Source organism: Sphingomonas changbaiensis NBRC 104936 (assembly GCF_000974765.1).
Lineage (GTDB): Bacteria > Pseudomonadota > Alphaproteobacteria > Sphingomonadales > Sphingomonadaceae > Sphingomonas_B > Sphingomonas_B changbaiensis.
On sequence record NZ_BBWU01000010.1, the window covers coordinates 17417 to 30235 of the forward strand.

The following is a 12819-nucleotide window of genomic DNA, read 5'->3' on the forward strand; positions in this document are numbered from 1 at the left end:
CGTTGACCCGCGGGTCAAGCCGTCGCAGAACGGCAGAAAGTATACAGGGAGGGCATCATGAGGCTTTTGGCGTGCGCGGCGTACGTCGCGGCGCTTGGTGTGTCCGGCGCGGCAATCGCGCAGGGACAGCCGAGCGCTGACGAGCTGGTCGCGAAGAATCTGGCGGCGCGCGGCGGAGCGGATGCGCTCGCCGCGCTCAAGTCGGTCAAGTTCACCGGCAAGCTGATCTTCCCCGGCGATTTCCAGCTCGCCTATGACGAGACCCGCGCGCACGAGCCGCAGGGCGACGCCACGCGCGTCAACGCGTCGCTCCAGGGACTGACCCTCGTCCAGGCCTATGACGGGGCGAACGGCTGGCGCATCAATCCCTTCCAGGGCCGCCGCGATGCCGAGAAGATGACCGAGGACGAAGCGCGGTCGATTGCCGACCAGGCGTTGATCGACGGCGTGCTGCTCTCGGCGAAGAAGCAGGGCGCGAAGGTCGCCTATCTGGGCCGCGAGGATTTCGACGGCACGCTCGGCTACAAGTTGAAAGTCTCGCAGCCCGACGGGGACGAGTTCGTCTACCTGCTCGATCCGGATACTTTCCTCGAAATCAAGATGACGGAGACGCGCAGGCTTCGCGGCGCGCAGCAGGTCACCGAATATGAACTCGGCGATTACGAAAAGGTCGGCGGCGTCTATTTCCCGATGTCGGTCGACAGCTGGCAGCAGGGCCAGTCCAACCAGCGCCAGCGGGTGATCATCGCCTCTGCCGAAGCGAACGTGCCGGCACCCGCTTCGCTGTTCACCCAGCCCGCCGACGCGCCGAAGCCCGTGCTGCCGGGGCCCACGGACAAGAATCTGAAGCCGCGCGACAAGAACGAGAAGCCGGCCGATTCCGACGTTCCCAACCCCTCGAAGCCGAAGGCGGACTGATCCCCATGCGCAGCATCCTGCTCACCACCACCGCCTTGCTGCTCGCCGGGCCCGCTCTGGCCGCCGCTCCGGCGCCGGCCGCCTACGCCGATTCGGCCGCGATCTCCGGCCTCGGCATCCGCAACATCGGCTCGGCCCAGATGTCCGGCCGCATCGCATCGATCGCAGGGCGCGTCGAAAAGGACGGCAAGACGACGCTGTACGTCGGCGCGGCCTCTGGCGGCGTCTGGAAATCGGAGGACGGCGGCACGACCTTCCGTCCGGTCTTCGACAAGCAACCCTATCTGTCGATCGGCGAGATCGCGCTCGATCCGACCAATCCGCAGACCGTCTGGGTCGGCACCGGCGAAAGCTGGACCCGCAACTCGGTCTCGATCGGCGGCGGCGTCTACAAGTCGACCGACGGCGGCGAGACCTGGCAAATGATGGGGCTGCCGACGACCGAGCGGGTCGTGCGCATCCTGGTCCATCCCAAGGACGGCAATACCGTCTATGTCTGCGCGCCGGGCCGGCTCTGGTCGGACAGCCCCGATCGCGGGCTCTACAAGACCACGGATGGCGGCAAGACCTGGACCCAGATCATCAAGGCCGCGAACCTGTCGACCGGCTGCTCGTCGGTCGCGATGGACCCGAGCAACCCCGAGCATCTGCTCGCCGGCACCTGGGATTTCCGCCGCACCGGCTGGGATTTCCGTTCGGGCGGCCACGGCCCCGACGCGCCGTCCGGCAGCCGGATGATGGAATCGTTTGACGGCGGCCGCACCTGGACCGACTTGAACGCGCAGACCCGCAGCGGCTTGCCGAACCAGCCCTGGGGCCGAGTCGAGATCAGCTTTGCGCCGTCCGATCCGAAGCGCGTCTATGCGTTCGTCGAGAATGTCCGTTCGGCGCTCTACGTGTCGGAAGACGGCGGCAAGACCTTCCAGGAGCGCGATCGCAGCCAGGGCATGGTCTGGCGGCCGTTTTATTTCGGGCGGCTGGTGGTCGATCCGAAGAACCAGGATCGCTTGTTCAAGATGGGCTATCACATGATCGGCTCGGAAGACGGCGGCAAGAGCTTCACCGATTCCGCGCAGGACAGCCATGCCGACTGGCACGCGCTGTGGATCGACCCGACCAATACCCGGCACATGATCGGCGGCGATGACGGCGGTCTGTGGCTGACGGAGGACGGCGGCACCAAGTGGCGGCACGGCCTCAACCTGCCGATCAGCCAATTCTATCACGTCAGCGTCGACAATAAGGACCCGTACCAGGTCTATGGCGGCTTGCAGGACAATTCATCCTGGGTCGGCGACCAGGAATATCCGGGCGGCATCACCAACAGCCGGTGGGAAAATCTGTACGGCGGCGACGGCTTCTGGGCATTCCCGGACCCGGCTGATCCCGACTATGTCTATGCCGAATATCAGGGCGGCAGCATCAGCCGGATCAACCGCAAGACGCTGGAGCAGCGCGATATCCAGCCCAAGGCTGGCTACAAGGAAAAACTGCGCTTCAACTGGAACACGCCGATCCACATGTCGCCCAACGAAAAGGGCACGATCTATATCGGATCGCAATTCCTGTTCCGCAGCCGCGATCACGGCCAGACCTGGGATCGCATCTCGCCCGACCTGACCACCAACAATCCGCTGGAACAGAAGCAGGAGGAATCGGGCGGCATCACGGTCGACAATTCGGCGGCCGAGATGCACACGACGATCTATTCGATCTCGGAAAGTCCGAAGGCGCCCGGTCAGATCTGGGTCGGCACCGACGATGGCAACGTCCAGCTGACGCGCGACGGCGGCAAGAGCTGGACGAACGTCACCAAAAACCTGAAGCTGCCGAAAGACAGCTGGATCAGCTGGGTCGAGGCGAGCCGCTATGATCCCGCAGTCGCCTATGTGACGGTCGACCGGCACAATAGCGGCGATTTCCAGCCCTATATGCTCCGCACCGGCGATTTCGGCCGGACCTGGACACCGCTGATCGGGCCCAAGACGGACGGCGTGCGTGGCTATGCGCATGTGGTGAAGGAAGACCGGGTCAACCCGAACATCCTGTTCGTCGGCACCGAGTTCGGGCTATACGCTTCGTTGGATGGCGGTGCCCATTGGGCCCAGTTCAAGCCGAACAATTTCCCGGACGTTGCGGTGCGTGACATCGTGTTCCAGGACCGCGACGACGACATGGTGCTGGCGACGCACGGCCGCGGCATCTGGGTGGTGGACGATCTGAGCCCGTTGCGCGCGCTCACGCCCGACAAGCTGGCCGCCAATGCGGTGCTGATCCCCGGCCCGCCGGTGCAGCAGCGCATCCAGGGCAGCGGCGGCTGGGCCGAGGGCGACGCGACCTATGCCGGCGAGAACCCGCCCGACGGCGCGGTCATCACCTATTACCAGAAGGCGCGGCACGTGATCGGGCGCATGAAGCTCGAGGTGCTGGACGCGAACGGCAATGTCGTCGACGAGCTGCCGGCGTCGAAGCGCAAGGGTCTGAACCGCGTCGTCTGGTCGATGCGGACCAAGCCACCGATGGTGCCGCCGGCGGCGCAGATCGCCTTCCGCTCGACCCAGGGCGAGCGCGTGCTGCCCGGCCAGTACACGATCCGCCTGACCAAGGCAGGCGAGGTGTCGACCGCGCCGATGACGATCGGGCTCGATCGCCGGGCGACCTTCACGCTCGCCGACCGCAAGGCGCAATATGATGCGGCCGAGCATGTGAAGACCTTGTTCGCGCGGATGAGCAAGCTGGTCGCCGAGATGAACGCGGCGCGGGCGCAGGCGGCGAAGGTCGTCGCCGATCCGAACGCTTCGGCAGAGGCGAAGACCCAGGCGAAGGCGTTCGGCGACAAGGTCGAGGCGCTGCGCACCCAGGTCGTCGCCACCAAGGAAGGCGGCGCGATCACCGGTGAGGAGCGGCTGCGCGAGAATATGGACTATGCCTATGGCGCGGTCACCTCGACCGAGCAGCGGCCCACGCCCTATGCGCTTGCTCGCGTCGATGCGCTGGAAAAGGAGCTCGGCGAGGTCGAGGCGGCATGGGCTGGCTTGTCGCCAGAGGGCATGAAGAAAGTGAACGCGGCGGCGCTCACGCTCGGATTGCCTTCGGTCGATCTCGCCCAGGTCGAGCCGGAGGACGACGGAGCGCGCGGCGGCGACGTCGAGGCGCTTGCGCGCGGGCTTGTCGGCACGCGTTTCATGGGGCAGCTTTCAGCACTCGCCGAGCGCGGCGAAAACAACTAACGCTAAAGCGAATCGTTCGCATCAGGTGGCGTCGGGAAGTGGGAGCGCACCCAAGGGGCTTCCCGACGTGATCCCGAAGCGAGCGAAAACAAGGGAGGGTCGTTTTGTTTGCACTATTGGTTGGCCTCGCCGTTGCGCCGGCTGAGGCACAGGAGCCGCGCGCCGGCCATACGATCATCGTCGAGGGTTTCGGCGTCGACGCGCGCGAAGACAAGCCTGCCAAGCTCGATCACATCCTTCCGGAAGTGGACGGGACCCGGGTCACCGTCACCAAGAAGACCAGCACGACCAAGCTCGACCAGCAGCCGCCTGTCATCGAGACTCAGGGCCGCGAGCTGTTCGCGCGCACGCCCGGCCTGCTCGTGTCGGAACAGCAGACGCCGACCCAGTTCAACCTGAGCTACCGCGGAATCGGCAATCCTCAGGAATCCGAATATGTGCTGGTGCTGCAAGACGGCATCCCGATCCAGTCGGACTGGATCGGCTTTCCCACGCTCTATTATGTGCCGCTGCCGCAGAGCCTCAGCGAGGTGCAGCTGATCCGCGGCGGATCGAGCCTGCTCTATGGCCCGGAGCCGACGCCCGCGGTCAATTTCGTATCCAAGCGTCCGGACCCGCGCGGGCCGGCGCTGACCGGATCGACCCAGCAGCTGTTCGGCAGCGACGGACTCTATTCGACGTTCAATGTGCTGGAAGGCGCGTCCGGCAATTTCGAATATCGCGGCTCGGTCGGCTACACGAAGAGCGACGGGCAGCGGCAGAACTCCGCCTCGCACCTGCTACAGGGTGATCTGTATCTGGGCTGGCGGCCGAGCGATCACGCGCTCTGGTATGTGCGCCTGCAGGGCCATAGCGCCGAGGCCGGCAATCCGGGCCGGATCAGCTATCCGCAATTCCTGGCGGACCAGGATTTCGCCCCGACGCCGTTCAACCGCGATTGGGTGCGCCGCGGCGCCGTCATCCTGGGCAATGAGCTGGAGCTGGGCAACGGCTGGCGTTTCGAGGGCAAGGCCTGGGCGTCCGACCTGCAGCTTTACACGCGATCCGCGGGCGCCGGCGCAACCCCGGCCACTACGACCCTGCAGGACGAACGCTTCCGCAACGAGGGCCTCGACCTGCGCGCGCGCAAGCGCTGGGGGCGGGGTAATGCCTTCACCTTCGGCGTGACCGGCACGCACAGCAGCGCGCCGTTCCTGCAGTTCACCAGCACCGACATCACCGCCGAACGCGGCGAGCATAGCGGCACGCCGCGCCTGAACCAGGATCGCGATTCCTGGCTGGGCGCGGTCTTTGCCGAGAATGTGTTCCGGCTGCCCCACCGTTTCCATGTCGTGCTGTCGGGCCGCTTGGACGTGGAAAAGCTGCGCGTGCGGGAGACTGTGAAGCCCGGCAACCTGACGCGCCCGCTGTCGAACGTGGACGTGTCGCGCACCGTGCCGCTGCTGGGCGTCGGCATCGGCAACGATTTCGGCAGGGACAACGAGACCTATCTGAGCATCACGCAGGGCTATCGTCCGCTGCGCTATTTCGACGTGGCCTCGCCCTTCTCGAACCTTCAGCCGGGCAACGAGGCCGATGCGCCGGAATCGACGTCGTACGAAGCCGGCGTGCATGGGACGCCGTTGCCGGGCCTGTTCTACGACGTCAGCGTGTTCCAGATTAACTTCAACAATCGCATCGAAAGCCGGCGGCTGAACGGAACCGACGTGATCAACGTCAACACTGGCGATACCCGCCACCGCGGCTTCGAAGGCGAGGTCTCATACGACTTCCTCGCCGGCCGCAAGACCGCCGAGCATCTGACCGCGTTCCTGAACCTCGCTTTGCTCGACGCGAAGTTCGTCGCCAGCGACAACCCGGCGCAGATCGGCAAGCGCCCGGCGTTCGCACCGAAAGCGATCGTCAAGGGCGGGCTCACCTGGCGCGAGACCGGCAAGTACAGCGTCAGCCTGACTGGCCTCTCGGTCAGTTCGCAATTCTTCCAGGATTCGAACCTGCCCGTCGGCAGCGGCGCGACGTTCGTGCCAGCGAAAGTGCCGGCCTATCAGGTGTTCGACCTGGCCGGCGAATGGACGGTCCTGCCGCATGTGCGGCTGCAGGCGGGCGTGCAGAATCTCTTCAACGAGAAATATTATGCCCGCGTGTTTCAGACCGGGCTGGAGCCCGGCCGCCGTCGCACGATCTACGGCGGGGTGACGTTCGGCTTCTGAATCCGGACGACGAGGAAAAGGGCCGACAGCGCGGCGAACCCGGCACCGCCGAGGAACGTCGCGCTGGAGCCGAACCGGTCCCAGATCAGCCCCGCGCCAAGGCTCGCGAGCAGCAGCGCGAACCCGGTCGCGAGATTGAACGCGCCGAATGCGGAGCCGCGCAGCGCCGCCGGGGCGCGGTCGGCGACCAGCTTCGCGAACACGCCCTGGGTCAGCGCCATGTGCAGTCCCCACATCAGGATGCCGGCGAACGCCGCCGCCAGGCCGTGGGCGAAGGCCAGCAGGAGGTCCGCCGCAATCAGGCAAGCGACGCCGGCCAGCAGCAGGCGCGCCGACGGCAGGCGGTCCGCGAGGATCCCGACCGGATAGGCGCCGAGCGCGTAGACGATGTTCATCGCGACCAGAACGGCCGGCGCCAGCGCAACCGGGAGCGACAGCTCATGCGCGCGCAGGATCAGGAAGGCTTCGCTGAAACGGGCCAGGGTGAAGACGACGCCGATGCCGGTGAGCGCCCAGAACGGGCGGCCGAGCCGCGCCATCTCCGCCATTCTGAGCGGCGGTCGAGCGGTTGCGCCGGCCGGCACCGGCGGGTCCCGGACCCAGACCAGCACGACCAGCACGGCCGCGACAGCCGGAATCGCGGCCAGCCAGAACACCGCGCGAATATCGTCCGCCAGCGCCAGCATCAGCACGATCGCGAGCAGCGGCCCGACGAACGCGCCGACGGTATCGAGCGACTGGCGCAGCCCGAAGGCCCGGCCGCGGATCGATTCCGGCGTCACGTCTGCGATCAGCGCATCGCGCGGCGCACCCCGCAGCCCTTTGCCGATCCGGTCGGCGAAGCGGGCGCCCAGCACCAATTGCGCCGAGCCTGCCACCGCGAACAGCGGCTTCGACAGCGCCGCCAGGCCATAGCCGATCAGGATCAGCGGCTGCCGCCGGCGCATGCGATCCGAGAGATAGCCGGAAAAGACCTTGGCGATCGACGCAGTCGATTCGGCAACGCCGTCGATCAGCCCGACGAAGGCGACGCTGGCGCCCAGGGTCGTGGTCAGGAACAGCGGCAGCAGCGCGTGGACGGTCTCCGATGACACGTCCATCAGCAGGCTGACGAACCCGAGCGCCCAGACGGTGCGCGGCAACGTATGGCGATCGCTCACTGATTCTCCCGGGCCGTTCGCTTGCCCTATGCCACATCTTGCCCCATATGCCCGCGCGGGAGTCGGGCGGACGTAGCATTCGCCAACCCGGTCAGGTCCGGAAGGAAGCAGCCGCAACGAACACGCTGCGGGTCGTTCCGGCTCCCACCGCGCAGCGCGCACGCCGATAGCGAAGCTATCGACGAGACGCGCAAGCGCGGCCAGCGGCTCACAGAACCGACTGACGACGCGGCTTCGCCGCGGCGCTTTTCATATAGAAGAAGCTGGATTCCCGCTTTCGCGGGAATGACGGGTGTGTGCTAACCAACACGCAATATGTCCGAATCCCCCGCTTACCGCGTCCTCGCGCGCAAATACCGGCCGCAGCGTTTCTCCGAGTTGATCGGTCAGGACGCGATGGTCACCACGCTCGGCAACGCGATCAAGCGCGGCCGGCTCGCCCATGCGTTCCTGATGACCGGCGTGCGCGGGGTGGGGAAGACCTCGACTGCCCGGCTGATTGCCAAGGCGCTGAACTGCGTGGGTCCGGACGGGCAGGGCGGGCCGACGATCGATCCGTGCGGCGTCTGCGAACCCTGCGTCGCGATCGCCGAAGGCCGGCATATCGACGTGGTCGAGATGGACGCCGCCAGCCATACCGGCGTCGACGATGTGCGCGAGATCATCGAGGCGGTGCGCTATTCGGCGGTCTCGGCGCGCTACAAGGTCTATATCATCGACGAAGTGCACATGCTGTCGAAGAACGCGTTCAACGCGCTTCTGAAGACGCTCGAAGAACCGCCTGCGCACGTCAAATTCCTGTTCGCGACGACCGAGGTCAACAAGGTGCCGGTCACGGTGCTGTCGCGCTGCCAGCGCTTCGACCTGCGCCGCATCCCGGCCGATAAACTCGCCGCGCATTTCGCGCATGTGGTCGAGGCGGAAGGCGCGGCGGCCGAGCCCGAAGCGCTGGCGCTGATCGCGCGCGCGGCGGAAGGCTCGGCGCGCGATGGCCTCTCGATCCTCGACCAGGCGATCGCGCACGCGGACATGGAAGGCGGCGAGGTCTCGGCCGCGCAGGTCCGCGAGATGCTGGGCCTGTCCGACCGCGGCGCGATCCGGCGGCTGTTCGGTCATCTGCTGTCGGGGGAAGGCGAGGCGGCGCTGAAGGCGCTGCGCGACCAGTACGATCTCGGCGTGGACCCGGTCGGCGTACTGCGCGGCTTGCTGGAAGCCGTGCACGGCGTGACGATGGCAAAGATGGGCGGCGGCACCGATCCGTCGCAGTCCGCCGAAGAGCGCGAGCTGGTGGGCGGCTGGGCAGCGCGACTATCCTTCGCGCAGCTTCACCGACTCTGGCAGCTGCTGTTGAAGGGCCATGACGAGGCCGTGCGCGCGACGATGCCGATGGAAGCCGCCGAAATGGCGCTGCTCCGGCTCATCCACGCGGCCGAGCTGCCGGATCCGGCCGAATTGCTGAAGCGGATCGGCAACGGCGAAGCGGTCGCACCGGCGGCGCCTCGCGCACCGGCTCCGCCACTGCCGCCCGCTCCCGAGCCCGCGGCGCAATATCCGGAGAGCTTCCCCGCGCTGGTCGACATGCTCGGCAAGGGCGGCAAGCCTCTGCTCGCGCAGCAACTGCACGATTTCGTCGGTCTCCAGCGCTATGCCCCGCCTGAGCTGGCCGTGAAGCCGCTGAAGCCCTTGCCTGGCGATTTCATGCGGGACCTGACGGCGGCGCTCCGCACCCTGACCGGCACCGTCTGGACCGTCAGCACCGATGACGGCGACGCTCAGCCCTCGCTGCTCGAGCAGGGGCGGGTAATCGAAGAAGCGGCCAGGCAAGCGATTCTCGACACGCCTTTGGTCAAAGCCGCGTTCGAAGCGTTTCCGGATGCGGAACTGATCGACTACAGCGCGGCCGAACAACGGAGTGCCCCATGAAGAACCTCGACGACATCCTCAACATGGCGAAAAACGTCCAGGACGAACTGACCAAGGCGCAGGCCAATCTCGATAAGATCGAGGTTGAAGGCGCATCGGGCGGCGGCCTGGTCAAGGTCCGCGCGACCGCCAAGGGCCGGATCATCGCGGTGGATATCGACGACTCGCTGCTCCAGCCGAGCGAAAAGCAGATGCTGGAAGACCTTGTCGCCGCCGCCTTCAACGACGCCCGCGCCAAGGCCGACGCTGCGTCGTCGCAGGAGATGGGCAAGATGACCAGCGGCCTGCCGCTGCCCCCGGGCTTCAAACTGCCGTTTTGATTCTCGTGTGCTTCGGCGAAGGCCGGAGCGGTGCGACACAGAGCTCCGGCCTTCGCCGGAGCACACCGGCGCTTACGTTGCCCGCCAATCCCCCGATTTGCCCCCGGTCTTGCTGACCAGCCGCACGTTTTCGATCACCATCGCTTTGTCGATCGCCTTGCCCATGTCGTAGAGCGTGAGCAGCGCGACCGAAACGGCGGTGAGCGCTTCCATCTCGACGCCGGTCTTGCCCTCGGTCGCGACGGTTGCCGTGGCGCTGATCGCGCCATCCTCGAACGCGAAATCGACCGCCACGCGCGTGATGGGCAGCGGATGGCAGAGCGGGATCAGGTCGCTGGTGCGCTTGGCGGCCATGATCCCGGCCACTCGCGCGACGCCAAGCGCATCGCCCTTGGCAAGCGCGCCGTCGCGGATCGCCTCCCGCGCCTCGGCGCTCATTCGGATGCGCCCTGTCGCGACCGCCTCTCGTGCGGTGACGGCCTTGCCCGAGACGTCGACCATGTGCGCCGCACCGTTCTCGTCCAGATGGGTGAGCTTAGGCATCGCCCAGCAATTCCTGCGTCGCCGCCTCGACGTCCGCCTGTCGCATCAGTGCCTCGCCGATCAGGAAGCAGCGCACGCCATGCTCAGCCATCGCGTCCAGGTCGGCGCGTGTGGTGAGACCGCTCTCCGCGACGAACGTGCAGCCGGCAGGCGCGTGCCCGACCAGTTCATAGGTGCGCGCGAAATCGACCGAGAAGTCACGCAAATCGCGATTATTGACGCCGATCAGGCGCGATTTGAGGCGAAGCGCGCGGTCGAGTTCGGCGGCATCATGCACTTCGACTAGCGCATCCATGCCCTGCTCGATCGCCGCGGCCTCGATCTCCGTCATCTGCTGGTCCGACAGCGCCGCGACGATGATCAGGATCGCGTCGGCCCCGATCGCGCGCGCTTCGGCGACCTGCCACGGATCGACCATGAAATCCTTGCGCAGCACCGGCAACGAGCAGGCGGCGCGGGCGGCGACGAGATACGCGTCGGCGCCCTGGAAGTAGCGCTCGTCCGTCAGCACCGACAGGCAAGCAGCACCACCGGCCTCGTACGCGCGCGCATGCGCCGGCGGGTCGAAATCGGCGCGGATCAGGCCCTTGGACGGGCTCGCCTTCTTGATCTCCGCGATAAGGCCGTATCCGGGCGCCGTGTCCAACGCGCGCCGGAAGCCGCGCGGAGGAGACTGTTCCGACGCGCGGCGCTGCAGGTCGGACAGGCTGGTCGTAGTCTTCCGCGCGGCCACGTCCTCGCGCTTATGAGCGCAGATTTCCTGGAGCTTGTTCACGACTGCCCCCTAGCCGTTCGCTTCGAGCGAAGTCGAGAAGCGCGTGTCTCGACTTCGCTCGACACGAACGGCTTCGAACAGATCACCGGTACGCGATCCAGCAGTCGAGCAGGGTGTTCGCAAGTCCGTTGTCGAGCACTTCGCCGGCTTCTTCCACGCCTTCCGTCAGCGTGCTCACCCGGCCGGCGACCATCAGCGCCGCGGCGCTGTTGAGGAGCACGGCGTCGCGATACGCGCCGGGCTCGCCCTGAAGCAAGCGGCGGAGCGCGGCGGCGTTGAAGGCCGCGTCGCCGCCGCGCAGCTCGTCGAGCGGGTGGGCTGCCAGCCCGGCGTCGATCGGCTCGATGCGGAGCGTTCCCCGCCCGCAGTTCCCGACCCGCATGATCGTGCTTGGGCCTGCGATCGACAGCTCATCGAGCGGTTCGTCGCCGGCGACCAGCATCGCCGCGTCTAGGCCCAGCAGCTCCAAGGCCTCGGCATAGACGGGCATGAAGTCCGGCCGTGCGATGCCGATCAGCTGCCGCGTTACCCGCGCGGGATTGCAGATCGGGCCGACCAGGTTGAACACGGTGCGGCGCCCGATCCGCTTGCGGATGCCGGCCAGCGCCGCGAGCGTCGGATGATGTTTCTGCGCGAAGAGGAAGGCGATGCCGATATCGGCCAGGCTCCGCTCGGCGCTGGCCGAAGCGACATCGAGATCCAGCCCCAGCGCCTCCAGCGTGTCTGCGCCGCCCGCCTTGCTCGACGCGGCACGATTGCCGTGCTTGGCGACCGGCACGCCGCAGGCCGCGACGACGATGGCGACGGCCGTCGAGATATTCAGGCTGTCCTGCCCGTCCGCGCCGGTGCCGCAGACGTCGATCGCGTGCGCCGGCGCGTGAACCTCGATCATCCGCGCCCGCATCGCCCGCGCGCAGGCGGCGATCTCGATGCTGGTTTCGTCGCGGATCGACATGTCGGTCAGGAATCGCTGCACGTCCTCCGGATCGCAGCGCCAGTCGAGCATGTCCCCGAACGCTGCCTCGGCGGTCGCCATGTCGAGCGGTTCGTTCGCCTCCGGGAGCAGACGGATCGTGGTCACGCGCGCTCCAGCACCCGCATGCCCGCTGCTGCCATGAAATTCGCCAGCATTGCGTGGCCGTGCTCGGTCGCGATGCTTTCGGGGTGGAACTGGACGCCGTGGATCGGAAGGGTCCGGTGCATGAAGCCCATCACGCTGCCGTCCGGCGCGCGGGCATTGATGCGGAGTGCGTCGGGCAGACCCTCTTCCGGCACGATCAGCGAATGATAGCGGGTCGCGGTGATGGGCGAGGGCAGGCCTTCGAACAGCCCGGTCCCGTCATGCTCGACCGGCGAGGTCTTGCCGTGCATCAACCCGCCCCGCACGACCTGCCCGCCGAAATGCTGCCCGATCGCCTGATGCCCCAGACAGACGCCCAGCAGCGGCTTGCCCGCCTCCGCGCAGGCGGCAACCAGCTCCAGCGACACGCCGGCTTCGTTCGGCGTGCACGGCCCCGGCGAAATAAGGAATGCCTCCGCCCCCGACGACAGCGCCTGGCCCGCCGAGATCGCGTCGTTGCGCACGACCTCCACCTCGGCGCCCAGCTCCATCAGATAGTGGACGAGGTTCCAGGTGAAGCTGTCGTAATTGTCGATGACGAGGATCATCGGCCGCCCATAGCCGCTCCCGTCATTTTCGCGAAAGCGGAAATCCCGCTGCTTCTTCGTGAAGAGTCGTCG

The 12819-nt window shown here is 66.9% G+C and carries 10 protein-coding genes and 1 other RNA gene; 6 read left to right on the plus strand and 5 right to left on the minus strand.

The features are described 5' to 3' along the window. Nucleotides 1-57: 57 nt before the first annotated feature. From SCH01S_RS01820 to SCH01S_RS01830, 3 genes are all read left to right on the plus strand, one after another. On the plus strand, nucleotides 58-918 hold the full coding sequence (locus SCH01S_RS01820) for a LolA-like protein (protein WP_157032763.1): 861 nt from the start codon (nucleotides 58-60) through the stop codon (nucleotides 916-918). A 5-nt stretch (nucleotides 919-923) separates the two neighbouring features. After that, nucleotides 924-4148, plus strand: a complete 3225-nt coding sequence (locus SCH01S_RS01825) for a VPS10 domain-containing protein (protein WP_046347070.1) — start codon at nucleotides 924-926, stop codon at nucleotides 4146-4148. Between the two features lie 104 nt (nucleotides 4149-4252). Then, entirely contained in the window at nucleotides 4253-6358 is a 2106-nt protein-coding gene (locus SCH01S_RS01830) for a TonB-dependent receptor family protein (RefSeq protein ID WP_084689349.1), read from the plus strand. On the opposite strand, the gene SCH01S_RS01835 is transcribed toward SCH01S_RS01830, so the two are convergent. Beyond that, nucleotides 6331-7518: an MFS transporter gene (locus SCH01S_RS01835; RefSeq protein WP_052733720.1), complete on the minus strand. Its 1188-nt coding sequence runs from the start codon at nucleotides 7516-7518 to the stop codon at nucleotides 6331-6333. The genes SCH01S_RS01830 and SCH01S_RS01835 overlap by 28 nt on opposite strands. 54 nt (nucleotides 7519-7572) lie before the next feature. Between SCH01S_RS01835 and ffs the strand changes: the two genes are divergently transcribed. The 3 genes from ffs to SCH01S_RS01845 all read left to right on the plus strand — a co-directional run bounded on the left by ffs (nucleotide 7573) and on the right by SCH01S_RS01845 (nucleotide 9761). Further along, nucleotides 7573-7670, plus strand: an RNA gene (gene ffs, locus SCH01S_RS16000) — signal recognition particle sRNA small type. A gap of 163 nt (nucleotides 7671-7833) precedes the next feature. After that, entirely contained in the window at nucleotides 7834-9441 is a 1608-nt protein-coding gene (locus SCH01S_RS01840) for a DNA polymerase III subunit gamma/tau (protein WP_046347072.1), read from the plus strand. Continuing rightward, nucleotides 9438-9761, plus strand: a complete 324-nt coding sequence (locus SCH01S_RS01845) for a YbaB/EbfC family nucleoid-associated protein (RefSeq protein WP_046347073.1) — start codon at nucleotides 9438-9440, stop codon at nucleotides 9759-9761. The genes SCH01S_RS01840 and SCH01S_RS01845 overlap by 4 nt, the downstream gene beginning before the upstream one ends. Before the next feature lie 72 nt (nucleotides 9762-9833). Here SCH01S_RS01845 and moaC read toward each other — a convergent pair whose 3' ends face one another. The 4 genes from moaC to SCH01S_RS01865 all read right to left on the minus strand — a co-directional run bounded on the left by moaC (nucleotide 9834) and on the right by SCH01S_RS01865 (nucleotide 12747). After that, nucleotides 9834-10304 carry a cyclic pyranopterin monophosphate synthase MoaC gene (gene moaC, locus SCH01S_RS01850; protein WP_046347074.1) on the minus strand — a complete coding sequence of 157 codons (471 nt, stop codon included), beginning with the start codon at nucleotides 10302-10304 and terminating at the stop codon, nucleotides 9834-9836. Then, the gene (gene trpC, locus SCH01S_RS01855) at nucleotides 10297-11079 is read right to left on the minus strand and encodes an indole-3-glycerol phosphate synthase TrpC (RefSeq protein ID WP_046347075.1); all 783 of its coding nucleotides are present in this window, start codon (nucleotides 11077-11079) and stop codon (nucleotides 10297-10299) included. The genes moaC and trpC overlap by 8 nt, the downstream gene beginning before the upstream one ends. Nucleotides 11080-11161: 82 nt before the next feature. Next, nucleotides 11162-12160, minus strand: a complete 999-nt coding sequence (gene trpD, locus SCH01S_RS01860; protein WP_046347076.1) for an anthranilate phosphoribosyltransferase — start codon at nucleotides 12158-12160, stop codon at nucleotides 11162-11164. Then, nucleotides 12157-12747: an anthranilate synthase component II gene (locus SCH01S_RS01865; protein WP_046347077.1), complete on the minus strand. Its 591-nt coding sequence runs from the start codon at nucleotides 12745-12747 to the stop codon at nucleotides 12157-12159. Before SCH01S_RS01865 ends, trpD begins: the two co-directional genes overlap by 4 nt. Nucleotides 12748-12819 lie beyond the last annotated feature (72 nt).

Bases quoted from the DNA above. Each gene is read 5' to 3' on its own strand.
- SCH01S_RS01820 (WP_157032763.1), top strand. From the start codon at position 58: ATGAGGCTTTTGGCGTGCGCGGCGTACGTCGCGGCGCTTGGTGTGTCC.
- SCH01S_RS01825 (WP_046347070.1), top strand. From the start codon at position 924: ATGCGCAGCATCCTGCTCACCACCACCGCCTTGCTGCTCGCCGGGCCC.
- SCH01S_RS01840 (WP_046347072.1), top strand. From the start codon at position 7,834: ATGTCCGAATCCCCCGCTTACCGCGTCCTCGCGCGCAAATACCGGCCG.
- SCH01S_RS01845 (WP_046347073.1), top strand. From the start codon at position 9,438: ATGAAGAACCTCGACGACATCCTCAACATGGCGAAAAACGTCCAGGAC.
- moaC (WP_046347074.1), bottom strand. From the start codon at position 10,304: ATGCCTAAGCTCACCCATCTGGACGAGAACGGTGCGGCGCACATGGTC.
- SCH01S_RS01865 (WP_046347077.1), bottom strand. From the start codon at position 12,747: ATGATCCTCGTCATCGACAATTACGACAGCTTCACCTGGAACCTCGTC.